Below are 23,739 nucleotides of genomic sequence, written 5' to 3' on the forward strand. Positions count from 1 at the left end.
AAATGACTTTGTTAATATAGCGCTGTCAAAAACAATTCCGCGACAGATCGGCATCCGATATATTACAATTATGGATGTGGTATTATTTAAATATTACTCAGGCTCACAGTTAAAAAACAATTTAAAAAATTACCCGCTTTGAATTTTGACTTTGGTGGAAACGGCTGATATTTTAAATTGGTCCAACCACACCCCTCTTGATTTGTGATGATTGGAACGACTTGGCCCGCATGAAAAGCTCATACCGTGCGGGCCTTCTTCAATTTGGGAGGTGTAATTTCCGAATTTGGATTATCGGCACAGTCAGTGGCGACTGGGTTATGATTGAAATTGTCCGCCCCATCCCAATAGCTGCCGCTCGGGGTCCTTGTTTTGCATTACTCAAAGCAGACCTTCGTCGGCCGCAATGCCAGGGTTTTGCTTAGGGCGGCCTACGGAAATCTAATCCTATCCCCGAAATGGCGGTGGTTAGGCTTCCTGTGAAAGTCTTATCGCTATCTGCCACCTAAGACATCAAGTCCAATATAGCCCGTTCAAGCGGCCCGTTGTCGCCGCGAAAACTTGCAATCATTGCCTGCATGAAAATGTCGGGGTCAATTTGGTCTTCGTTCATGGTGAAACCAGAATTGACAAGAAGAATATCGAGCAGCGTAAGCTGGCAGCGCCCATTGCCTTCTCTAAAGGGGTGAATAGCGTTGATTTCAGCGATGTAGTATGCCGCGCGCTCCGCAAAGTGTTTTGAGTTAGTAAGCCCAATTAAATGGTCTTCATTGACAAGCTGACCAAAAATTCTAGTCATTTCGCCATCAATATACTCGGGAAAACAAAACCAGTTTCCACCTTTTCCGGTCCTGATTTCGCGGGATTGGCCGGCCCAGTCATATACATCCTGGAAAAAATGATGATGAATACGCTTGTAATGCTCGTAGTCGAGGTTACCCGTGGGTAGCGGTTCTTCCGCCCGCGTCAAATACATTAGCTGCTCAAATTGATCGAGCTCATCCTGATCGCGTAAACCCGCCTTGTTTATAAGAACTTGTGTCCCAGGATAGCAAAAAGGATCTTCGGTGGCGTTATAGCGACTCATTAGCCCTGCTTGGTGGCAAACGAACTCATGATTTCTTTGCGCAACGCATCACCTTTAAGCCCGCGGCGCTCCAGCCGCGAGATCAGGTCGCGAGAATCTGAATTCAAAGACATACCTTCGACCAAGGCGAATTTTGAAGCTTTCGCTTTGCCGAGGTTGGTTTGGATAAACCGCCCTGTAGATGCTTCGCGTTGTGTTTTTACGATCTTGCTCATAGGAAAACTTTACCACAATTTCGCAATTAAACGCAAAGGGATTAGCTGCACCCTGTCCCCAATTTGCCAATTGCATCAGTCCGGTGAGATAATAGCTTGCTAAATTTCGGAGTGCTGTGGTTGGAGGGTATGGTGAAAAGGACCTGTCATGTCAGCTTCAACAAACCTACCAATGGTCATTCCATCCAATCGGGCTTGGAATCGTGGGCGTATTATCGGCCAAAAAAGGCCACTTCAGCCCAAACATGTTTGGGCAATTCGCGTGCGCCTGGAAATTGCAAATGCGGTGAGAGACCTCGCACTGTTTAACACCGCAATCGACAGCAAGCTACGTGGGTGCGATCTCGTCAGATTGAAGGTTTCTGATGTTTATAGCGCTGGCGCCATCAAAGAACGTGCTTCGGTCCTACAACGCAAAACCAAGTCACCAGTCAGATTTGAATTGACCGAAGGCACCAGAGCATCGCTCAAAGAGTGGATCGATGATCCCATAATGAGCGGCCACAGCTTTCTTTGGCCTGGACGATTTCATGATCGACCCCATATTTCAACCCGACAATATGCCCGGATGCTCAAAGGCTGGGTCCAATCAATTGGTGTGGAACCAAGTGCCTATGGGACGCACTCAATGAGGCGAACTAAAGTCGCGCAAATCTACAAGAAGACTGGCAACCTAAGAGCCGTGCAGTTGCTTCTAGGCCATACAAAGATGGAAAGCACTGTGCGTTATCTTGGCGTGGACCTCGATGACGCTTTGTCGATATCTGGAAGTGTCGAGATTTAATTCGACAAATGGGTCGACTAATCAGCACGACCCTTTCCGCACCTCATTTCTCAGCAACTTTACCGGTGCATAAGTTTAAACCAGTGTCTAGAAAATGCGGGGCGATGCAATTTTATTGACCACATCTAAGACGCATCTACCAGACCACAAACCGTTACACGCGCCTTCATGGCAAAGCAATTTGGGTATCTACTCATGTCAGTCAAATACGAAACGAAACTCCCCGAAATTTTCATAGGTGATGCGGTTTTTGAACAGCTAAGCAATCTCGCCGAGGTCGCAAAAGGGGCGACACAGGAAGTCGCGCACCAGCTGATCAATGAACTAGAAAGAGCAACAATGTTACCACAAGCAAAATTGTCTGACGACGTCGTCCGGATGGGCTCCTACGTCAGTTTTATTACAAGCGATGGTTTCGATCGTTCGTTTCAACTTGTTCCGCCGGGAGATGCAGACGTGTCAAATGGCAGAATCTCTGTTTTGACCCCGGTTGGTGCGGCATTGATTGGGCTTTCTGGAGGGCAAACGATCCCATGGAAAACTGCAGATGGACGCATGCTCGACCTGACGGTTCGCACGGTCAGCCAAGTGCCGCCTCCCTGGCGGTAGGATCGTAACGAACGTAGTCCTTATCAATTCAAAATCTCTCTAACCGCTGACCGTCTAGAAAAAGGCAATCCTTCTTAGCGGCAGGTTTTTGCTGACCTGCCGCAACCTTCAATCGCGCTAAAACCTTGCGCTTAGTTCAAAGAAACGTGAAAACTCCAGAGTAGGTAACCCATAAGTTTGAAGCTGCAATGAATAAATTTTTTAACTTAAGTGCAACATTTAATTTACCTTAGTATTAATTAATCTTTTCTGTATACGAGAGGTGAACAATTCGGGCTTACGATCGTGAACGAGAAAACGAGGCCCGCTATGAGGAACCACCTAAACCGACACATCTCCATTCTACTGCTTGGGGCTATAATTGTGACGTCGCTTACCATTGGTAGCGTGATATTTTGGATGTCGACCGAGCAAAACCGGATGTCGGCGACAGATTCTAAAACCATGATTAGTGGCGGTCTTGAAGGCATTCAGGAAAGCTTGAAAAAAATCAATGTTGATTATTCGTGGTGGCAGGATGCCTTCGACAATGTAACAGCGGAAAACTCAAGTTGGGTCTCGAGCAATATGCAGGTCGGTGTCTCGGAATCCGGCACGATGGATTTACTCGTCATTATTCAGCCCGACGGTCGCGTAATTTATAGCTGGACCCGCTATAGCGGCAAAGCAAGCGACCCAAACATTCTAGACCATGCGTCGCTAAAAGCGCTCGTTGATAGTTTGCAAGACGTACCCACAACCGATGTGCAAGCGAGGGCTCAGTTTATGTTTGTGGGGGAAGACCTCTATCTTCTGTCCGCCGCCAGAATTACGCCAGTAGACACAACTTCGGTGCGCCCGGGTCAGTTGCCCATTAACATAATGGGGTTCCATTTTCACGATGAAAGAGTAGCTGCGCTGGGTCAGTCATTTCTGACACCGGATTTGACCGTGTCAAAAGTGGTGCGGGAAGGACGCATGAATATCCCGCTCTTGGATGGCGACGGAAAAAATATCGCTCATTTGACGTGGTCGCCGCCGAAGCCTGGTCAAAAATTGTTGGCAAAAAGCGCGACTCCAATTTTTATTGTGTTGGTCATGTTCTCATTGATCTCAGTTGTTGTCGCAAAGGCGGCCAAACTTTCCGCAAGAGAGTTAGCCAACAAAGAAAAGTCTTCCTATGTCGCGGCACGCACCGATGGTCTAACCGGGCTGCCGAACAGATTTCGGTTTGAGGAGCGCCTGAGGAACCAACATATTGTTGCGGCAAGTCGTTCTGGCAAATTGAGCATTCTATTTTTGGACCTTAACGACTTTAAATATGTAAACGACACACTCGGCCATGCCGCAGGGGACACTCTAATTCGCCAGGTCGCCCAAAGGCTGACAAATAGACTACCCAAAAAATCTTTCTTAGCACGCGTGGGAGGAGACGAATTCACAATCCTACTGGATGCCGAAAATGCGAAGGCAGAGACAACAGCCATTGCAATTGAAATTATCAATGACATTCAACATGATTTTCACCTGTGCGACAAAACAATCAATGTATCGGTGTCGATCGGCTTTGCCATTGCAGATGGCAAAGCCCTACCAGAGGAACTTGTCCGCCGAGCGGATGTCGCAATGTATGATGCCAAAAAAAGGCGATTGCCAAAACCACTCCAGTACAAAACCGAAATTGAAACCAATATTGTGAAAAGTAGAAAAGTGATTGAGGCACTTCGCGGTGCGTTGATCGAAGAAACGCTTGATGTTCATTACCAACCTATTGTTGCGGCGAAAAGCGGGGAATTGAAGTCCGTAGAGGCGCTGGTGCGTTGGAATTCTGAGGAGTTGGGCCTTTACCCTCCCGCCAGTTTCATTCCACTTGCAGAAGAATCCGGCTTAATCCACAAACTAGGCTTATATGTTTTTAGGCGGGTGTGTGATGACATCGCCCAAATGCCAGATTTAAAAGTGAGCATTAATTTATCGCCGGTGCAATTGCGCGATTCAACGCTCGTTGATGCGTTCGCTACAATATTAGACGAGACCGGCGTTTCGGCAGAACAAATTGAAATAGAATTGACCGAAGGAATTCTGGTCACGCACCCTGACATCGCAAAAGCGAGGATGCTGGAACTTAAACGCATTGGCTTTTCTATGGCTTTGGATGATTTTGGCACGGGCTTTTCTTCAATTGGTTATTTGCGTCTACTTCCTTTTGACAAGTTGAAAATTGATCGCAGCTACATAATGGATATAGAATTTGATAGCGAAGCGGCCGCATTCACGCAAACGATCGTCAATTTGGGTCGCGCCCTGAACATGTCGGTGGTCGCTGAAGGGGTGGAAACACAAGAGCAACTCAAGATCGCACGGCTCGCGGGCTGCGATTTGATTCAAGGTTACCTTTTCAGCAAACCGCTCTCGCTTGCTTGTCTAAAACAGTGGAAACAAGGCCCGCAGGATACTCTGCGGCTGAGCTCATAAACTTTGTCTGTAAAAATATTTCGTGGTTGGCGTCACAAAAGCGATTTAGGTGGCAATTGTAGGACGCGCCAAACTGTCCTGCGGTGACTTGTAATCTCCATTTAAACAGCAGTGATGAGGGGTCATGCCGCGGGTGACTTCGTTTCCGCGAACCAACCTGAATTGACAGCCCGGACACAGCTAGCTTCGATTGTTTTGACATCCCCTTCACCCGCAGCGTGTCCCAAGAGCTCTCTTTACTAAACTGTAACCGGCTTTTCACTACAGTGGCGTTTAAAACAATAGGATCACGTCCAATTGAGGGGGGCTCCGATGGGCAAATTTTCAAACTTCATATGCGCTGCCGTTACAGTGATCAGTATCGGACTATGTTTTACATCGGCCAATGCAGATGATGGGCGCGTTGTGCTGACCATTGACGGGGAGATAGCAGGGTCTACACCTCGCAACTTCACCTTGGAGCAGCTAGAAGCAATTGGAATGGAAACCATCAAAACAGCAACGCCCTGGCACGAAGGCGAACAGACATTTGAAGGTGTGCCGCTTGCTGCACTTATGCAGCATGTCGGGGCCAATGGCGATATCGCCTATGTGCTCGCACTCAATAATTATAGCACCGAAGTGCCGATAACGGACTTTGAGGAACATGGTGTAATCCTAGCTTCACGCAAGGGTGGCGAGGCGATGTCAGTTGCCGAAAAAGGCCCGCTATTCATTATTTATCCCTATGATTCCGATCCAGCCCTCAGAACAGAGTTATATTATACACGTTCGGCATGGCAGGTTCGGCAGATTACAATCGAATAGAGATGAACCTGCTTTGGCTCATAAAGCTTGGATGGGTGAAGGGCCGGGTATTTGCGTACTGTGCGCTCGGCACACTTTTTGTCGCTGCAATTCTTCAGGTTACTCTATTCGCGGCAACTGAGGACGCTGTTTCCCGATCCATGCACTACGACGTGAGCTGGGCAGGCGCAAATGGGCGTATTGAGGCCGCACATTTCGAGAAGCACGCAGCGCGTTTTGCCGCACTTGGAGACCAAGTAGACGCGGAAAAGGCGCGATTGTTTTACGAAATTTTTCTCAGTCGTCTTAAGACATGGGATTCGGGCGGCTTCCCTAGCCTGGTCCTAGACCGCAACCCTCGGCAGCGCGCCCGGTTCGAGAAATTACGGTCTTTAATCGATAGCATCGCCGATGATGTCGCCAACCTGGAATATCCAGAAGCGCACAGAAATGTGCTCTCCGTACTGGCCCAGGCCGCTCCCATCATTGATAGGATTGGATCGGATGCACATACTGTCTCGGTTTCCGAAGCAGATATTGTGCGAAGTGAACTTCAGCAACGGCAATTTCACCAACGTCTGATCATACTGGCGCTTTTGATTGGCGCTGCAGCCTTGATTGGACTGATCATCCGTCAAAACACTTCTTTGCATCGAGCAAAAGTCGCAGCCGAGAGAAGCGCTAAGGACTTCTCATATCTCGCGCGTCATGATTCACTAACCACCCTTCCAAATCGAACTGCTTTTGATGAACATTTCCGATCCATACTTGCGGGCAAAACAATCGGAAAAAAGGCGACCATTTTCACACTCGATCTTGACGGCTTCAAAGCGATAAACGACCTGCTTGGGCATCCTGCTGGAGACGCTCTGTTGGTAAGTGTTGCGCGGCGGCTCATGACGTGGGCCGCTCGTTGCGGTGAAAACTATTTGGTTTCAAGGTTGGGGGGCGATGAATTTATAATTCTGGCCGAATTGGAACAAGAAACCAACGCCAGCCATGTGGCAGAAGATTTGCTGAAGCAATTCAAGACTCCTTTTGAAACAAAGTTCGGCAATATGGCGGTTGGCGCGACGGTTGGATTTGCATCACGACCCATTAGCCTGCCTGAATGTGAGAACCTTCTGCTCGATGCCGACCTTGCGCTTACAGAAGCCAAAGCTCAAGGAAAAGGACGCGTTCTCGAATTTGAACCCAACATGCGTTCTAATCTTCAGCGCAGACAGCAGATTGAGCGGGACATTTCATTTGCGGTCGAAACGGGTCAGATTGAGCCCCACTATCAGCTGCAAGTTGATCTCAGGACGGGTCAAATATTTGGTTTCGAGGCGCTGGCCCGCTGGAAACACCCTGAATTTGGGTGGGTTTCCCCTTCCGAATTCATCCCCATTGCCGAGAGTTGTGGTGATGTGGTGGGACTAGGAAAGTCAATCCTTAGATCGGCATGTTTCCACGCCAACCAGCTGCCAATGGAGTTGAATGTCTCGGTAAATCTGTCAGTTGTGCAGCTTCACAGTGAACAGCTGGTGGAAGATGTCGCAGAAATTTTGCAGGAGAGTGGCTTGGCACCACATCGCTTGACGCTGGAAGTGACCGAGTCAATCATGATCTCAGACACAACAACCGTTTTGCAGCGCCTCGATCAATTGAAGAGGTTAGGTGTGGCCATCGCGCTTGACGATTTTGGTACTGGCTATTCAGCCCTCTCCTATCTGACGAAATTTGCCTGGAACGAGCTGAAGATCGATAGATCTTTCACCGAAGCTGCACGGCAAAACCCTGCTAACTGGACCATTATTAGAGCGGTGAACATTCTGGCAAATAACATTGGTGCACGGGTCATCGCCGAAGGCATTGAAACCACAGAGCAGGAAGCAACGCTGAAAAGCATTGGATGCGATATTGGCCAAGGCTTTTTGTACAGTCGCCCTCTTCCCTTTGAGGATTTGGAGGCGACATTGCGCCGACTTATCGCACAATCTCATCAGATGTTTACCGAGGACGAATTGGCTGAGGAACCCATGCGGTCTATTCGCTAGGCCAAAACGCCTTTAGGCAAAATTGAGCGTGTTTTGTCGGTCAATCGCAGTGCCAATCGACCACGATTGATATCAAACACACCGGTGCCTCCTCTTGGCGGGCACATGTAAAATGTGCTCAAGGGGTTCCAGAATTCTGCTTGTCAGTTGATTTCTACCCGTCAAGACTTCTTCGGAACTATCTCGTTACATGCACTGCGCAGCGCGCATGGCGCACCACGCGGCCCGCTGTCGATCCCAATAGATAGTCTTGCAAGCCCGGCTGATGCGAAGCGATGATGATGCAATCAATATCATGGTCATCGGCAAATTCAACGATGACGCGTCCGGCATTACCAGACATGACCACAGGCGTCACATCTTTCACGCCGCCCAATTCAGCTGCAAGTCCAGCTTGGGCCTCATGTCTGCGGGTTTCATGATGGCCTTCTGGTAAGTAGGGCTCAACATAACCGGAAATCGGCTCCATAACATGCAATGCCGTGATTTTACCCCCCTCTGCCAGCAGGCACTGGGCGACATTCAAAGAGCCACCAATTTTGCCGTCATGTTCCAATGCTACGCCAATCAAAATGTTCTTATACATGTTCAATCCTCCTCTGCAGCCTCAGAATAGCATTTAAGGCAAGTCATGTGTTGATCTAGATCACCTTCGCGCATTCAAGACAGAGCGGCTGCGCCTTACCCTGTACCGTTGCTCAAGACACGGAACCGTCTTCAGCCTGATGTTCGTCGACCAGACCTCAACCGGCCTCGACGAAAGCCCGCAAAAGGTCGGACCGGCTCAAAATGCCAACAAGCTGACCGTCATCCACCACTGGGAACAGGCGGCAGGAGCTGGAAAGGAAACACTCTGCCGCCGCCACCACATCCAGTTCTAAATCCAGAGTGACCGGGTCGTGCGTCATATATTGTTCGACAGTGCCGCCCCATTGTTTGTAGTAATTGGCGTTGAGCGCCGCGCGGAAACAGTCTTTTTTGGTGAGCATGCCCGTCAGCTCGCCAGTATCATCCACCACCGGGGCGCCGGAGATATGTTTTTCCAGCAGCTGCGCCACCGCAATATTGATTTCAATGTCCGGCGAGAGCGTAATAATATCAGACACCATAAATCGGGCGATGGTCTGGTGCGGCGTCATATGCTGTTCCGTTCATGGTTGCGATGGGGACAATCCTTGCAGTCGAGTTTGTCGATACACGCCAGACCGCCACAGGAGCCTTTGATTGGGCCTCGTCCAAAAACAAGGCCCAGGGACATGGCGGCCACGGCACCCAAAATGATCAGAAATGCAGGAAGCAATATTTCCATTAAACTCTTCTTTCCTATGCGATGACCCATTGGGCAAAATTGCCAGTAAAGACCGGCCGCAACCGGTCACCTTCCTTCAGCAAAAATAACGCATCCAACCCTTCGCGCTCAGCCACACCAATGGCCTCCTCTTCGGACATGGCCATCAGGGCCGTCGCCCAGCCATCGGCCAATGTTGCTTTTTCAGCCATCACCGACACCGATCTGGTGCGACCGACCATCGGCGCGCCGGTTTGGGGATTGATGATATGGCCATAAGTCAAACCCGCCGGTTTATAAGATTGCACCCCCAGCCCTGAGGTGGCAACGCTTTGACCGTTCAGCGCGACGATATGGGCAAGGCCCTTAGCATCGGGCGTTTCAACTCCAACCTGCCAGGGGCGACCGCTGGGGTGCAGGCCGTGTGCAGCCACCTCACCGCCCAAGTCGAGCAGATAATCGGTGAGGCCAAAGGCCGCCAAATCAGCTCGCAATTGATCAAGCGCATAACCCTTGGCGATGCCGCAAAGATCAAGGGTCAAGCCGACGCGTGCTTTGCGTATCTTGCCGGGAGTGAGGCTGATTTCGTTATATCGACCAGACCGCCCCGTGATGGGGCCAAACCCATAACGCGCCACGTTAGGACCTATGGTGGGGTCAAAAGCACCGTTGCTGCGTTCGGCCAATGCAAGGCTGGCCGAAACAAGCCTATGCAAGGGGGGCGGCACCTGAATCCAGTTGGTGCTGGCTTGCCGGTTGAACTCACAAAGCGTGCTGTTGGCCAGATAGGGTGAAAACAATTTGTCGACCGCCTGAATGGTCTGATTAAACCGCGCCGTAAGTTGTTTGCCATCAAATATGTTCGCCGCCGAAAGCCGCCAATAGGTGCCGAAGGCCGCGCCACCGATTGTGGCAATATCCTGCGCGGACGCCGGCAAAGACGTCAATGCCAGTCCGCCGGCAGATAAGGCTAAAAATTTCCGTCGCGTCAGCATGATCATATTCCAAAATCATCGTTAAAAATGGCCGCGGGCTCCACCCCACAACTATCCAGCATGGCCAAGACCGTCTGGATCATGAGAGGTGGGCCACACAAGTAGAATTCGCAGTCTTCCGGTGCCGGATGGGTTGCCAGATAGTGGCGAAAAACCACCTCGTGAATAAAACCGCATGCGCCCGTCCACTGATCGTCAGGCATGGGTTCCGACAGGGCCAGAGTCCACGAGAAGTTTCTATATTCAGCTGCAAGTTGATCAAACTCATCAGCGTAGAAGATGTCGGTGCCACTGCGGGCACCATACCAGAACGAGATTTTGCGTGCCGTCCCTGCCGCCAACTGCTCATGGATCATAGCGCGCAGAGGCGCCATACCCACACCACCACCAATAAACACCATTTCCCGATCCGTGTTTTGCACCCCGAAATCTCCGAACGGCCCAGAAACCTTGATGCTGTCGCCTGGCGCAAGATTGAACAGGTAAGACGACACAATGCCCGGCGGAATATGTGTGTCGCTGCCCGGGGGCGGCACGGCCAAGCGGATGTTAAATACAATTTTGCCCCGGTCCTTTGGACGGGTGGCAATCGAATAGGCGCGACGGGTGATCACTTCATTGCGGGCGACGAGCTGCCGCCATCCCATGGCGTGCCACACCTTTTCATGCGGTTGGTCCACCGTGAGGCTGGAAAAGTCCAGCTTGTAGGGTGGTGCTTCCAGTTGCATGTAGGCCCCGGCACGGAAATCAAAATCCATGCCGGAGGGCACCTCGAGCACCAGTTCTTTGATCAAAGGTGCCAGCATTCGGTTTGACACCACGCGGGCTGTCCAGCTTTCGGCGGTCAAAATATCTTCGGGTAAGACCAGTGATAGTGGCGCGCGCACGACAAGCTGACAGGCCAGCCGCTGCCCCTCCCCCAGATCGGCACGCGACAGGCGCGCCAGCTCGGTGGGTAAAGGGGCATCACCACCTTTGGTGACCTTGACCTTGCACAGCCCGCATGTCCCCGCTCCGGCACAGGCAGAAGGCACTGGAATATCGGCCTGATTAAGCAAACTGAGCAGTTTCTGACCTGTCGTGCCCGACACGTTCAAAGACCCGTTCACCGAGATCTCGACCGGTAATGCAGGTACCAGCAAAGCCCGAACAGCAATCACCACAATGCAAAGGAAAAGAACCAGCACCACAATCAACAATGTGCCCATCACAATCTCGGTCATAGCCGTACCCCGGCAAACGCGGTGAAGCCCATAGACATCAGACCGGTCACAACAAAGGCCATGCCAAGGCCGCGAAGCCCGGCTGGCACATCGGCATAGTTCAACCGTTCGCGAATGGCGGCAAGGCCCATGATCGCCAAGGCCCAACCAATACCCCCGCCAAAGCCGAATATAACGCTCTCCCCAAGGCTATGGTCACGCTCTGCCATAAACAGGCTGCCGCCAAGAATGGCACAATTGACCGTGATCAGCGGCAGATAGATGCCAAGTGCTCGATAAAGGCGCGGGACGAAGCGATCCAGAACCAACTCAAGTATTTGAACGGTGGCAGCAATCACACCGATAAAGGCAATCAGGCTCAAAAAGGTCAGGTCTACATCGCCAAGGCCCAGCCAGTTCCAAGCGCCGGGTGCCAAAAGATGGGCCAAGATGAGATGGTTGAGCGGCACTGTGATTGTTTGCACGACGATTAGAGCAATGCCCAGCCCGGCGGCAGTGTCCAACCGCTTGGAGACGGCAAGAAAGGTACAAACGCCGAGAAAGAAACTAAGGATCAAATTGTCGGCAAAGATGGAGCGCAGCAGCAAGTCAATCATGGCGCTCTCCTGTTGGGGTCGATTGTGATCTTATAGTCAGGCGGTTCTATTTGTGCGGGCCGGAAGGTGCGGATGCCCCAAATCAACAAGCCGAGAATGAAAAAGGCACTTGGAGCCAGCAACATAAAATTGAGGGGCGTGAACCAACCGCCATCATAAATCGAGACAAAGACCGTGAAGCCGAACAAGGTTCCCGCGCCCAAAAGCTCCCGGATGAAGCCCACAATTAACAAGATCAGGCTATAGCCCAGCCCATTGCCCAACGCGTCAAGAAGGGCGGGGCCTGGTGGGTTCTGCATGGCAAAGGCTTCGGCCCGGCCAAGCACGAGACAGTTGGTGACAATTAGCCCCACAAAAATGGACAGACGCTGGCTAACGTTAAATGCAAAGGCCTGAATAAGCTGATCTGCAACAATCACCAGTGAGGCAATAATGGTGATCTGCACAATCAGTCGGATCGTGTTGGGGATATGACGCCGAATGGCGCTGATCACCAGACTGGAGATCACCAGAACAGCGATTAGCGCAACCGCCATGACCGCAGATGTGGTCATCGACGTGGTGACAGCCAGAGCCGAACAAATGCCAAGGATCTGCAAGGTAATCGGATTTTGGTCAATAATTGGGCTGTAAAGATGTCGGAGTGCCCTCATTGGTCAAGCGCTCCTGCGCGCAGTTTATCCAAAAGCGGGCCATAGCCAAAGTCGCCCAGCCAGAACTGAACCGCCTCAGTCACCGCATTGCCGGTGCGGGTGGCACCAGTGATTCCATCAACCTCATATTCATTTGTCGCCCGACCGCGCACCACCGAGAGACGGATCTCCCCTTCCGCATTGGCCAATTTTTTACCCGGCCAAAGGGCCTGCCAGGCCGGTTCTTCTATCCGCGCGCCAAGCCCGGGCGTTTCTCCCTGCTCAACAATGGATAGACCGGCAACGGTGTTAAGGTCTCCTTGGAGGGCGAGGTTAGCATGGATTGTGGACTGATAGCCTGCCGCCGAGATAGGCAGAATGACCAACCGCAACGCGTCGCCACTACGCAAAATATGGACCACGGCATAATTTGTCCGCCGTCCCAATCCGGCCACATCCGCCTCTGGCGGAATCGGTGTAGACGTTTCAGGATCCGTTGCGGCGGCGCGCATATCAAATCCCGCGGGATCAATATCTGTTACCGCGGTTTTATTGAGATCAACCACCACGCTTTCCAGACGATCAGCACCGGATTCGGACAGGATATCTGCCATGCCCGGCATGGCTGCCATCATGGCCTCCAGCCGTGCTTGCCGTTCGGCGGCACGGTTTGCCTCCTGCAAGGGTTCTAGAATGACCGCAGCACTAGATACCACCAGCGCACATACGCCTGAAACAAGAAACGCCACCGCAAGAGTTTTGGTGCGGCTTTCATTGGGCAAGGCCAGCAATTTCAACCACCATGAAATTGGATTGAGATCAGGCATTATGTGGGCTCCATTGCTTTGTGGTCATGGCGATAATTCCGGCATCGATCAGCGGGGCGAAGATGGCGGCCAACAACGCGGCAAATACCACCGCCTGCGGCGCGCCAATCCCCACATCCGCCCAGCCGAGCAAGGCAATCAGCCCGCCCGCCAAGGCACCATAAAGCCAGCCTCCACCCCGGGTGCTGGCGGCGCACACCGGATCCCCCACCAAAAAGATCAACCCAAAAATGAGACTGCCCTGCATAAAGGGTGCCGCAGGCGCGTGCCCAAACACCATTGTCAACAAAACAAGCCCGATCAGCGCGCCGACCAGCACCCGCCAAGACAAAATGCCGGTGACCAGCAAGATCAATGCACCCGGCGCAAGGGCCAGTGTCACCAGCGCGCCGGTGCCCGCATGAGACACCTCGGGAAACGCGAAATATAAGAAGGCGGGTGCGACAACGCCCGCGGGGATAAAGTTACGGCCCCAACCACCAAATATCTGCTCGCCAATAACAGCCCCAAAACTGGCCGCCAGCACGATCTGCCACAACTCGGTGGTGCCGGATGCCAGGAGCGAAACGGCAAAAGCCGTCACCAAAGCAATGGGGGAGAATGGCTGCGCCCGCACAATCATAAAAACGCCTTGCCAGAACAAAAGGGTGGCCAGCGCCACGCCAAAGCGCGCGGCCGCAATTCCCCCCTGTTCCACCAAAACGGCGGCGGCAGCGGGCAAAAGAGCCGCCACCAGCAGCCATGCCACCATATTTCGATGCCAAATGCCCACGTTCACGAAGCCTCCAGCACATCTAGGACAGAACGGAGGCGCATTCCAAAATCAATTTCACCACCTGTGACGTAGGTGGCCAACGCCAAATCTTCCTCGGCAAGTTGAAGGCAGCCAAGCCGAGCAGCTGTCTCGGCATCGCCAATGCTCAAAGCGCGCAAAAGGGGCACCACATGTAGCTTTGGCCCCAACGCTCGCTCCAACGCTTCAGTGGGGACAAACGCTTCCGGCACCGCAGCGGCCCGCAACGCCGCAAAAAACCAGTGACGCGGCGCCACAGCTTTTGCGTTTAGCACCGTCGCTTGCAAATGGTAACGCGTCAAAAACTGACATTCGCGGCCGACAATAACGGGGCCGGAAAGAATGCGTTTTTGCCCTGGTGTCATTTCGCGCCGCGCGAGCGCGTGTAAATCCGCCCCCATCGGCACCTGCAATTGGCGCGGTTGCCTTAATCCCTCTCCGGTGAGCGTGATGGTCCGGACGGAAATCAAATGACCTTCTGTCAACACTTTACCCAGTGCCAACACATCCTGATAGCCAATGTGCCAGACCGGCCCCTGCCGCGTGGGCGGATGCAGCCGATTGATGTGGGTGCCCACCAACCCTGCAGGATGATGACCCGAGACGTTCACAATCACGATCTGCGGGTCAGCTTCTGCCAAGGCTGCACCAGCATTTTGACACAAATAGAGCTTGCCCTGCGTCAAATGCTTGAGCGCAGCCAAGCCGCGGGTAAAGATATTTTCCTGACCCGCCAGCACATGGCGGGGATTGGGTGCGTTTGGGTAGGTGTCCGTTGCCGTCACAAAAATCGCTGCAGCCTTGCCCTCGATCGACGGCACTCGATCAAAAGGGCGGGTGCGAAAACTGGTCCAAAGCCCGGTTTCTTGCATCAATGCCCGCACGCCATCGTTACTGTTCGCCCGTGAAACATCAAATCTCAGTGGCGCCTCATTGTTGGCGGCCAGCACAATGGACGACAGACGCCGCTTCGCACCCATATTGATCTGTAAAACTTTGCCGCTGACCGGTGCTGTACCGCGCAGGCCTGGTTTGCCCCGATCCTCAAAAAGCGGAGCGCCCGCTTCTACAATATCACCTTGATCCACCAGGATTCGCGCCCGCATGCCGGGATAGTCCGCGCCCAACAACGCGACCCGTTCCGTCGTTGCGACTTCGGTTGTCCCGTTCACCGGCGACCCAACCGGCGGCAACGGCAGCCCCCCGCGCACCCTTATTTTCATGCCATTGTTCATGCGTTTGTTTCTCTCAAAAATATCTGCTCGCATTTGCCTGGCTAAATGGATGTCCGCCCACTGCGCTGAGCAAATCTCACACAATTGGACACAGCCAATGGTGCCCAATGTCCGACCCCCTGATCGTCGTAGATTTTGCGCTTTTTGGCGGGATTGGTCGTTGATCTAAGTCAATGGTGCAGACCCACCCATGGAGTATATTTTTGGAGTAGATTTCTGCCGCCGGGGCCATACTTTGTCTGGATGCAGAACATTTTTCTTGAATTTTAATGGTTTTACCTGCTCGCACCCCAAAGACCTGCACACAACCGCATCGACGCACGGGAGGAGATTACTGATGAAACGGAGTATAGCTGCCGCCATATTGGTGGCATTGGCTTTTTTACCGATAGCCGCTGCGCAGGCGCAGGAGAAAGCGCCCGAACCATCGCTTATTGAGCTTTGGCAGAAATCTGGTCACGGCAATTCACAATCCTCCGCCTTCACCCATTGGAATGACGAAGGGGAAATACCCGTCAATTGTGCAGCCTGTCATTCAGGTGAAGGCTTTCGCGCCTTTCATGGCCTTGATGGGTCAACGCCGGGGGGTGTTGATCAGCCCATCGCTACAGGCGGGGTGGTAGATTGTGCCACCTGTCACGAGGACGGCATCAAAGAGATTGCCACCATCCGCTTTCCTTCAGGGGCTGAGATCACACCACCGCGTGGCACGGCCACCTGTCTCACTTGTCACCAAGGACGCGCGGCGGGCAACAGCGTCGACCAACAGACCGCCAACATGGTCGACGACGAAGTCAATGTCGAACTGGCCTTTGTGAACCCGCACTATGCCGTTGCTGCAGCGACCCTTTTTGGCAGCCAGGTAAAGGGGGGATATGAATATCCGGGACAGGATTATTCTGGACAGTTCGCCCATGTTGACGCGTTTTCCAGCTGTATTGACTGTCATGATCCGCACAGCACTCAGGTGAAAGAGCTAAGTTGCACGTCTTGCCATGAAGGGGAGACACTTCGCACCATCCGCACGTCAAAAACCGACTTTGATGGCGATGGCGACGTAACCACTGGTATTTATAGCGAGATTTCAAGTTTGAAGGCGAAACTGCTGTTGGCGATAGAGACCTACGCCGCCGAACGAACAGAAACGCCAATCACCTACGCCAGCCGCTATCCCTACTTCTTTATCGCAGACACCGAACTGACCTATGCCAACCGCTATAATGCGTGGACACCAGCCTTGCTGCGTGCGGCTTACAACTATCAGTTTGTCACAATGGATAAGGGAGCCTATGCCCACAATCCTCACTATGCAGTGCAGGTGCTTCACGATTCAATCACGGACCTTGCACACCGCGCACCCGGGATCAATATCGAATTGGGACCTCGCCCCTGAACTTAAATGTGGAGCCGCTTTGCGCGGCTCTCACAAATGCTCAAGCGTTCACAATTTGGCTAAATCAGCTTTTTCGGCGTTTCCAAAAGAGCTCCGAAATGCACCATGAAGCGGGCAGCATCGGCACCATTGATCACGCGATGATCATAGCTCAAATCTAATGGCACCATTTGGCTGGGCTGCCAGTTTTTTCCGTCCCATTTGGGTTTGGTTGTGGTGCGGCTAATGCCCAATATCGCAACTTGTGGCGGATTTACAATTGGCGTGAAGCCGACGCCGCCAATGCCGCCCAGATTGGAAATGGTGATGGACGCGCCGCCCATTTCTTCGAGGCGGACTTTGCGCTGTTGTGCGCGTTTGGCCACATCGTTGATTTCCGCGCCAACCTGCAACAGCCCTTTTTTGTCCACGTCGCGGATCACCGGCACCATCAAGCCATGGGGCGTGTCCACGGCCACACCAATATGTACATATTGCTTGAGGTAAAGGGTTTTGCCGTCAGACGACAAGGAGGCATTAAAGCGGGGAAAGGCCTTTAGTGATTGGGCCAATGCTTTGAGGTGAAACGCCAGTGTTGTGAGTTTCACGCCCTTGGCCACCAGTTCCGACTTCAAGTCAGCACGAAACGCTTCGATTTCGCCAATATCGGCCTCTTCATGATGGGTGACTTGCGGGATCATTGCGTTGGCAGCGGCCAAATTTTGCGCCGATACTTGTGCGAAGCGCGACATGGTCTCTGCAGTCACTTCACCATATTCGCTGTGATCCACGTCCCAATATTGGGCGTGGCTGGCATTTGCGGCCGCAGCGGCAGGCGTGCCACCGCTGCCCCGCAAATAATTGTCCACATCTTCACGGCCGATCAATTCGCGGCCCGTTTGGCGGGCCAGTTGATCCAAATCGACGCCGTGTTTGCCCGCATAGGAGCGGACCGATGGACTTGCCACAAAGCTCATATCACCATTCCGCTGAGATATATTGGGTTTCCATAAATTCAAGGATTCCTTCATGTCCACCTTCACGGCCCAGACCAGATTGTTTTACCCCGCCAAAGGGAGCTGCCGGGTCTGACACAAGCCCCCTGTTCAGGCCGACCATGCCATATTCCAACCGTTCACAGACTTGCATGGCACGTTTCATATCCTCGGAAAACACATAGGCCACGAGCCCATATTCCGTATCATTGGCGCGCCGAATAACATCGTCCTGATCTGTAAAGGTCTGAATGGCAGCGACAGGGCCAAAAATCTCGTCATGCACACAATCTGCGGTTTCGGACACGTTGGTCATGACGGTTGGTGGATAAAAATAGCCCTTTTCATTTGGCACGTGCCCACCAATTTCGATCTTAGCGCCCTTGGCCACCGCATCTTCAACAAAGGCGGCGACTTTATCGCGGGTGTCTGCATTGACCAATGGCCCCACATCCACGCTTTCATTTAGCCCGTTGCCCATTTTGAGCGCGCCCATGGCCGCGGAGAATTTCTCTACAAATGCACGCTCCACTTTTTCATGCACATAAAAGCGGTTCGCCGCCGTGCAGGCTTCGCCCAGATTGCGCATTTTGGCCAACATGGCCCCTTCAACCGCTTTGTCGATGTCAGCATCATCAAAAACGATCAGCGGCGCGTTGCCGCCCAGCTCCATCGCAGGTTTCAGGATTTGGTCCGCCGCACTCTTCAACAATTTACGCCCTACGCCGGTTGACCCGGTGAACGAAATCACGCGGACACGTGGATCGTGCAGCATATGCTCTACCACTTCGCGTGTTTTCTTGGTGGGCAACACATTCACCATGCCTTTGGGCACGCCCGCTTCTTCCAGCAACGGCATTAGCGCCAACATGGTCAATGGCGTTTCGGATGCGGGCTTGATAATCACCGGGCAACCTGCAGCCAATGCCGGCGCGATTTTGCGTGTCCCCATGGCCGCCGGGTAATTCCAAGGCGTTACCAACACGGCAATGCCTGCTGGTTTGTGCTGCACCAAAATGCGCGCGCCTGAGGCGGGCGCATGGGTGATCAACCCATCGGTGCGCACCGACTCTTCGGAAAACCAGCGGAAAAACTCGGCCGCATAAGTGGCCTCGCCCCGCGCATCATTGCCGGCTTTTCCGTTCTCCAACGTAATCAAGCGTGCGAAATGATCCAGCCGCTCGGTCATAAGTTCCCAGGCTTTGCGCAAGATTTCGGCGCGTTCGCGCGGTGTTTTCTGGTTCCAAATCGGCATGGCCTGCGCTGCCGCATCCAACGCCGCGTCCGCATCAGCTGTTTCGGCAGAGGCCACACTGGCCAGCGCGTCTTCGGTTGCCGGATTGACAACCTCAAACCGCTCCCCTGCTGCGCCTTCAACCCATTCGCCATTGATATATAGATTTGTGTGGTCCATTTTGTATTCCTTAGAGCAAGTGCCGCAATGGCTCATTCAAGCGCGCTGTGAACTCTGCCACAAATTGAAGGGCCTGATCGTCGCTTAGCTGGTCTGATTGATAAGCAAGCGACACCACAAACGCCTTTTTTGACCGTGCAATAGAGAGCGTTGGACAAACAGCAGCGCTAGCCTGCACCATGTCGATAGCGGTCTCTGTCAGATCGCGCAGAATGAAGTTCGGTGCTGCGTTGCTTTCGCTTGGCGCGATCTCCACCAATTTTCGACGGTCCGCATTTAGATATGAGAGATAGCCGCCAGCTTCGCTCGACAGCACGCAAACATCTTTCTCTGTGGCTTCAAGAACCGCCCGGAAAGCGCTGGTGGCAAAGCCAAGCCAGATCGATCTATTCTCAATTTTAGTCTGGTGGTCGGTCTTGAACCAATCCTTAAATGCGTCCAACTTCTTGCGCGGCACGGAGGCACCAATATGGAAAGTTTGTGGGCCCGACACCGTGCTGGTGCCAACGCCTTGCGCGCCACGCAATTGCTCCAGATCTTTCACGTGATAAGGCTGCGGCACGCCCTTTGCCGCCAATTGTGCGATATCAAGCCCCTCTTCAAATGCCAGCTTTTTGGCCTTTGGCGATGCCAAGATTTTGTCGCCTGTATTTGCCGGCGTGACGCTGACTTCTTTGGCTGGCGCTGGTTCAGGCTTGGCCGGTTCAGCTTGCGCTTTGGGTGCTTCTTCAGCCGGGGCTGGCTCGTCTTTTGCCGCAGCAGCTTTCGGCTTTTCGCCACCTTCCACCACTTCATCGGCACTTTCAGAGATATAGGCCACGACATCGCCAACAGGCACGTCTTCGCCAGCTTTCGCGCGGACATTGGTCAAAAAGCCAGAGGCTTCTGCCTCCACTTCCATGGTCGCCTTGTCGGTTTCCACTTCCATAATGGCATCGCCAGCGCTGATTTTATCGCCTTCGTTCTTGAGCCAAGACACGATCAGACCTGTATCCTGCGCCATGCCCAAAGCGGGCATAATCACTTCATGCGCCATGGAACAATTCTCCTTTAATGGCTTTCAATGCCTGCTCAACCACGCGCTCGGGAGTTGGCACGGTGATGTCTTCCAATGCGGGTGAAAACGGCACGGGCACATCCATTGCGCCAAGGCGCTGCACTGGTGCATCCAAATGGTAAAACGCCTTCTCGTTCAAGCGGCTGGCGATTTCACCAGTGATGCCGAAACTTTGGTGCCCCTCATCGACCACGATGGCACGTGAGGTCTTTTTGACGGAATTGATCAGCGTGTCTTCATCCAGCGGAACAATAGTGCGGGGATCAATCACTTCGGCCTCAATGCCCTGTTCCGCTAATATCTCCGCCGCCTGTTCACACACTTGCACCATGGAAGAGGTGCCGATCAGCGTAATGTCGCGCCCTTCCCGCAAAATATTTGCTTCACCAAACGGGATTAAATATTCCTCGTCGGGCACTGGCGCCTTATCATTATACATCAGCTTGTCTTCGAAAATGACCACCGGATTTTCGTCGCGGATGGCTGTTTTCATCAGGCCTTTTGCCTCGTAGGCACTGGACGGCATCGCAACCCTCAGGCCCGGAATATGAGCAACAAGCGCATGCAATGATTGTGAGTGTTGCGCGGCGGATCGGCGGGTGGCCCCGAGATTGGTGCGCAACACCAGCGGCACGCTCAGTTTGCCGCCAGACATATAGTGGGTTTTGGCCGCCTGATTGCACAATTGGTCCATAACCAAAAAGATAAAGTCACCAAACATCAAATCGACAATAGGTCGCGACCCGGTCATGGCAGCGCCAACAGCCATCCCCATAAAGCCGGGTTCAGAAATCGGTGTGTCCAAAATGCGATTTGGTCCGAACTCCTCTACTAGACCGGATAGCACTTTGAAGGGTGTGCCGGCTTCGGCCACGTCTTCCCCCATCAAAAAGATGGCGGGGTCGCGGCGCATTTCTTCGGCGATGGCCTCATTTACGGCCTTAGAAAGTGTGATTTCCCGCATCATGCTGCGCCTCCCACCGGATTTTGCTTATAAACATGCATATCAACCTCCGATATGTCGGGATATTTCGCCGCTTCGGCATAGGCCACCGCATCTTTGGCGTCTTGACTGACCTCATCATGGATCTGATCAAGCTCTTGCTGGCTCAGCACCTTTTCTTTCAGCAGCCATGCCCCGAAATTTGTGATGGGATCACGCTCGGTTTTCCAAAGCTCTTCTTCGTCTTTTGGGCGATAATATTCGCGGTTGATGTCGCCCACATGGTGGCCGTGATAGCGGTAGGTGTCGAGCTGTATGAAAAATGGTCCTTCACCTTTGCGGGCCCGTTCAACAAGCTCTTCACTCAGTTTATTGACCGCCAGCACATCTTGGCCGTTCACCACAAAGGTTTCAATGCCAAAGGCTTTGGCGCGTCCCGTCAGTTCGCCCGCCGCCATTTCCTCAACTTTTGTATATTCGCCATATAGATTGTTTTCGCAGGCATAGATAACCGGCAAATTCCACAAGGCGGCCATGTTCATCACTTCGTAAAGCAAGCCTTGGCCCAATGCGCCATCACCAAAGAAGCAAACGGTCACATCATCTTTGCCCAAATGCTTGGCAGAGAGTGCCGCGCCCGTTGCAATCCCAGCGCTGCCGCCCACTATGGCATTGGCGCCCAAATTGCCATTCTCCTGATCGGCAATATGCATGGAGCCGCCCTTGCCGCGGCAATAGCCTTCTTCTTTGCCCAAAAGTTCGCAGAACATTTCCTTGAAGTCCGCGCCTTTGGCGACACAATGGCCATGCCCGCGGTGGGTGGAGGTGATTTTGTCCGTGCTTTTCAGCGCTTCACAAATCCCCACCGCCACAGCTTCCTGCCCGGAATACATATGGGTCAGGCCCGGCATTTTGGCCGCCAGATATAGCTTGTTTGCATTGTCTTCAAAGGCCCGGATACGCACCATTTGCTGATACATGCGCACATAGGCCTCGTGATTGGATTTTTTGGCATTTCTGCTCATGGTGCGGTCCTGCTTAATAGCGGTTGGCGATCGGAAGTTCTTCGGCGGGGAACAGACTGATCACTTCACAGCCCGTGTCTGTCACCACCACTTCTTCTTCGATCCGTGCTGCGGAGTATCCGTCTGCTGCCGGGCAATAGGTTTCGAGTGCGAACACCATGCCGGTTTTAATTTCCATTGGATTATCCAGGCTCACGGCCCGGCTGATGATGGGCCGCTCATGCAGAGCGAGGCCCAAGCCATGGCCGAATTGCAAGCCGAACGCGGAGAGTTCATCGGGGAACCCAAATTCTTCCGCCTTGGGCCAAAGCTTGGCTACCTGATCGGTGCCCACGCCCGGCTTAATTGCTTGGATCGCTGCATCCAGCCAGTCACGACATTTCACATAGGCATCGCGCTGTTCAGGCGTTGATTTGCCGATATTGAATGTGCGGTAATAGCAAGTGCGATAGCCTTGATAGCTTTGCAAAATATCAAAGAAGGCCTGATCGCCCGGGCGGAACATTCTGTCGGTAAAGTTGTGTGGGTGTGGATTGCACCGCTCACCGGAGATGGCGTTGATGGCTTCCACATCGTCTGATCCCATTTCGTAGAGCATCTTGTTGGACATGGCGACGATATCGTTCTCGCGTACGCCCGGCTTCAGCTCTTCATAGATCATGTGATAAACGCCATCGACCATTGAGGCCGCCTGGGTCAGCAACTGGATTTCGTCCCAGTTTTTGATTTCCCGCGCACTCAGCATGATTTGCTGACCGTCCACCACGTTCAGCCCCGCCTCTTTAAGCGCATAGAACATGGCTGTTTCGGCGTAGTCGACACCCACGGGCATATCGATCATGCCAGCGTCGCGAATAAGTCCGGCAATCTCTTCGGCATATTTCTTCATAAGACCGAAGCTAGGGGGAATTGTCCCGCGCATGCCAACCACGCCTGCCCGACAATGGTCGGGAACCAGCCAATCAGAGAATTTCTTATGGTGCACGGCTGCTGAGCCAAAGTCCCAAACATAAGGTGCATCATCGCCAGTCAGCAGGCAAAAGCGGCACATTTTGTCCCGTTCCCACTCGCCAATCTTTGTGGCGCTGACATAGCGAATATTGTTCACATCAAACAGCAAGAGCGTGCCGCAATCAGACGCTTTGAGCGCTTCGCGGGTGCGCGACAGGCGATAGCGGCGCAAACGGTCATGGTCGATCCGGCGCTCAAAATCAACTGAGGTGTGCCCCCAAGCTGGCAGGCGCCCTTCCCATTGCCAATTCGGGTCCAAATCCTGCGGGGTCAAAATGTTGGGTGTCAGAGCATTTCTCATCTTTGTGTCCTTTGTTCCGGCGCTTCATGGCGCCATCTTCGCCAAATATCCGGCATGG

Annotated in this window: 23 protein-coding genes; 6 read left to right on the top strand and 17 right to left on the bottom strand. The window is 52.9% G+C overall.

Annotation, left to right across the window (positions count from 1 at the left end):
• Window positions 1–505: 505 nt before the first annotated feature.
• Window positions 506–1,087 (bottom strand): Fic/DOC family protein, encoded by a 582-nt coding sequence (locus L1I42_RS07655; RefSeq protein ID WP_236113883.1) that lies wholly within the window; start codon window positions 1,085–1,087, stop codon window positions 506–508.
• Window positions 1,087–1,302 (bottom strand): hypothetical protein, encoded by a 216-nt coding sequence (locus tag L1I42_RS07660; RefSeq protein ID WP_236113884.1) that lies wholly within the window; start codon window positions 1,300–1,302, stop codon window positions 1,087–1,089. Before L1I42_RS07660 ends, L1I42_RS07655 begins: the two co-directional genes overlap by 1 nt.
• A gap of 148 nt (window positions 1,303–1,450) precedes the next feature.
• On the opposite strand from L1I42_RS07660, the gene L1I42_RS07665 reads away from it, so the two are divergent.
• The 5 genes from L1I42_RS07665 to L1I42_RS07685 all read left to right on the top strand — a co-directional run bounded on the left by L1I42_RS07665 (window position 1,451) and on the right by L1I42_RS07685 (window position 7,974).
• Window positions 1,451–2,086 carry a tyrosine-type recombinase/integrase gene (locus L1I42_RS07665; RefSeq protein ID WP_236113885.1) on the top strand — a complete coding sequence of 212 codons (636 nt, stop codon included), beginning with the start codon at window positions 1,451–1,453 and terminating at the stop codon, window positions 2,084–2,086.
• Window positions 2,087–2,254: 168 nt separating this feature from the next.
• Window positions 2,255–2,695, top strand: coding sequence for a nucleoside diphosphate kinase regulator (gene rnk / locus L1I42_RS07670; RefSeq protein WP_236113886.1), 441 nt, complete (start codon window positions 2,255–2,257; stop codon window positions 2,693–2,695).
• Between the two features lie 399 nt (window positions 2,696–3,094).
• Complete coding sequence (locus L1I42_RS07675; RefSeq protein ID WP_236113887.1) at window positions 3,095–5,149, top strand: putative bifunctional diguanylate cyclase/phosphodiesterase; 2,055 nt, start codon at window positions 3,095–3,097, stop codon at window positions 5,147–5,149.
• Between the two features lie 312 nt (window positions 5,150–5,461).
• Entirely contained in the window at window positions 5,462–5,956 is a 495-nt protein-coding gene (locus tag L1I42_RS07680; protein WP_236113888.1) for a putative pterin-binding protein, read from the top strand.
• Window positions 5,926–7,974: a putative bifunctional diguanylate cyclase/phosphodiesterase gene (locus tag L1I42_RS07685; protein ID WP_236113889.1), complete on the top strand. Its 2,049-nt coding sequence runs from the start codon at window positions 5,926–5,928 to the stop codon at window positions 7,972–7,974. The genes L1I42_RS07680 and L1I42_RS07685 overlap by 31 nt, the downstream gene beginning before the upstream one ends.
• A gap of 178 nt (window positions 7,975–8,152) precedes the next feature.
• On the opposite strand, the gene L1I42_RS07690 is transcribed toward L1I42_RS07685, so the two are convergent.
• The 9 genes from L1I42_RS07690 to L1I42_RS07730 form a co-directional block, all read right to left on the bottom strand.
• On the bottom strand, window positions 8,153–8,560 hold the full coding sequence (locus tag L1I42_RS07690) for a universal stress protein (protein WP_236113890.1): 408 nt from the start codon (window positions 8,558–8,560) through the stop codon (window positions 8,153–8,155).
• A 157-nt stretch (window positions 8,561–8,717) separates the two neighbouring features.
• Window positions 8,718–9,113 (bottom strand): CBS domain-containing protein, encoded by a 396-nt coding sequence (locus L1I42_RS07695; protein WP_236113891.1) that lies wholly within the window; start codon window positions 9,111–9,113, stop codon window positions 8,718–8,720.
• A gap of 184 nt (window positions 9,114–9,297) precedes the next feature.
• The gene (locus L1I42_RS07700) at window positions 9,298–10,257 is read right to left on the bottom strand and encodes an FAD:protein FMN transferase (protein WP_236113892.1); all 960 of its coding nucleotides are present in this window, start codon (window positions 10,255–10,257) and stop codon (window positions 9,298–9,300) included.
• A 2-nt stretch (window positions 10,258–10,259) separates the two neighbouring features.
• A complete protein-coding gene (gene nqrF, locus L1I42_RS07705; RefSeq protein ID WP_236113893.1) occupies window positions 10,260–11,480 on the bottom strand; it encodes an NADH:ubiquinone reductase (Na(+)-transporting) subunit F in 1,221 nt (406 codons plus the stop codon).
• A complete protein-coding gene (gene nqrE / locus L1I42_RS07710) occupies window positions 11,477–12,076 on the bottom strand; it encodes an NADH:ubiquinone reductase (Na(+)-transporting) subunit E (RefSeq protein WP_236113894.1) in 600 nt (199 codons plus the stop codon). The genes nqrF and nqrE overlap by 4 nt, the downstream gene beginning before the upstream one ends.
• Complete coding sequence (locus tag L1I42_RS07715; protein WP_236113895.1) at window positions 12,073–12,729, bottom strand: NADH:ubiquinone reductase (Na(+)-transporting) subunit D; 657 nt, start codon at window positions 12,727–12,729, stop codon at window positions 12,073–12,075. Before L1I42_RS07715 ends, nqrE begins: the two co-directional genes overlap by 4 nt.
• Window positions 12,726–13,535: an NADH:ubiquinone reductase (Na(+)-transporting) subunit C gene (nqrC, locus tag L1I42_RS07720; RefSeq protein ID WP_236113896.1), complete on the bottom strand. Its 810-nt coding sequence runs from the start codon at window positions 13,533–13,535 to the stop codon at window positions 12,726–12,728. Before nqrC ends, L1I42_RS07715 begins: the two co-directional genes overlap by 4 nt.
• Window positions 13,528–14,313 (bottom strand): RnfABCDGE type electron transport complex subunit D, encoded by a 786-nt coding sequence (locus tag L1I42_RS07725; RefSeq protein WP_236113897.1) that lies wholly within the window; start codon window positions 14,311–14,313, stop codon window positions 13,528–13,530. The genes nqrC and L1I42_RS07725 overlap by 8 nt, the downstream gene beginning before the upstream one ends.
• Window positions 14,310–15,563 carry a Na(+)-translocating NADH-quinone reductase subunit A gene (locus tag L1I42_RS07730; RefSeq protein WP_236113898.1) on the bottom strand — a complete coding sequence of 418 codons (1,254 nt, stop codon included), beginning with the start codon at window positions 15,561–15,563 and terminating at the stop codon, window positions 14,310–14,312. The genes L1I42_RS07725 and L1I42_RS07730 overlap by 4 nt, the downstream gene beginning before the upstream one ends.
• A gap of 337 nt (window positions 15,564–15,900) precedes the next feature.
• Here L1I42_RS07730 and L1I42_RS07735 point away from each other — a divergent pair, with 337 nt between their 5' ends.
• On the top strand, window positions 15,901–16,956 hold the full coding sequence (locus L1I42_RS07735; protein ID WP_236113899.1) for a cytochrome c3 family protein: 1,056 nt from the start codon (window positions 15,901–15,903) through the stop codon (window positions 16,954–16,956).
• 59 nt (window positions 16,957–17,015) lie between these two features.
• Here L1I42_RS07735 and L1I42_RS07740 read toward each other — a convergent pair whose 3' ends face one another.
• From L1I42_RS07740 to L1I42_RS07765, 6 genes are read right to left on the bottom strand one after another with little or no spacing between them, the layout of a single operon-like run.
• A complete protein-coding gene (locus L1I42_RS07740; protein WP_236113900.1) occupies window positions 17,016–17,912 on the bottom strand; it encodes a 2-oxo acid dehydrogenase subunit E2 in 897 nt (298 codons plus the stop codon).
• Between the two features lies 1 nt (window position 17,913).
• Window positions 17,914–19,344, bottom strand: coding sequence for an NAD-dependent succinate-semialdehyde dehydrogenase (locus tag L1I42_RS07745; protein WP_236113901.1), 1,431 nt, complete (start codon window positions 19,342–19,344; stop codon window positions 17,914–17,916).
• 10 nt (window positions 19,345–19,354) lie between these two features.
• Window positions 19,355–20,380: a biotin/lipoyl-containing protein gene (locus tag L1I42_RS07750; RefSeq protein WP_236113902.1), complete on the bottom strand. Its 1,026-nt coding sequence runs from the start codon at window positions 20,378–20,380 to the stop codon at window positions 19,355–19,357.
• The gene (locus tag L1I42_RS07755; protein WP_236113903.1) at window positions 20,370–21,368 is read right to left on the bottom strand and encodes an alpha-ketoacid dehydrogenase subunit beta; all 999 of its coding nucleotides are present in this window, start codon (window positions 21,366–21,368) and stop codon (window positions 20,370–20,372) included. Before L1I42_RS07755 ends, L1I42_RS07750 begins: the two co-directional genes overlap by 11 nt.
• Window positions 21,365–22,369, bottom strand: a complete 1,005-nt coding sequence (locus L1I42_RS07760) for a thiamine pyrophosphate-dependent dehydrogenase E1 component subunit alpha (RefSeq protein WP_236113904.1) — start codon at window positions 22,367–22,369, stop codon at window positions 21,365–21,367. Before L1I42_RS07760 ends, L1I42_RS07755 begins: the two co-directional genes overlap by 4 nt.
• 13 nt (window positions 22,370–22,382) lie before the next feature.
• Entirely contained in the window at window positions 22,383–23,681 is a 1,299-nt protein-coding gene (locus L1I42_RS07765) for a M24 family metallopeptidase (RefSeq protein ID WP_236113905.1), read from the bottom strand.
• Window positions 23,682–23,739 lie beyond the last annotated feature (58 nt).

It is taken from the genome of Maritalea mediterranea, assembly GCF_021568695.1.
GTDB lineage: Bacteria > Pseudomonadota > Alphaproteobacteria > Rhizobiales > Devosiaceae > Maritalea > Maritalea mediterranea.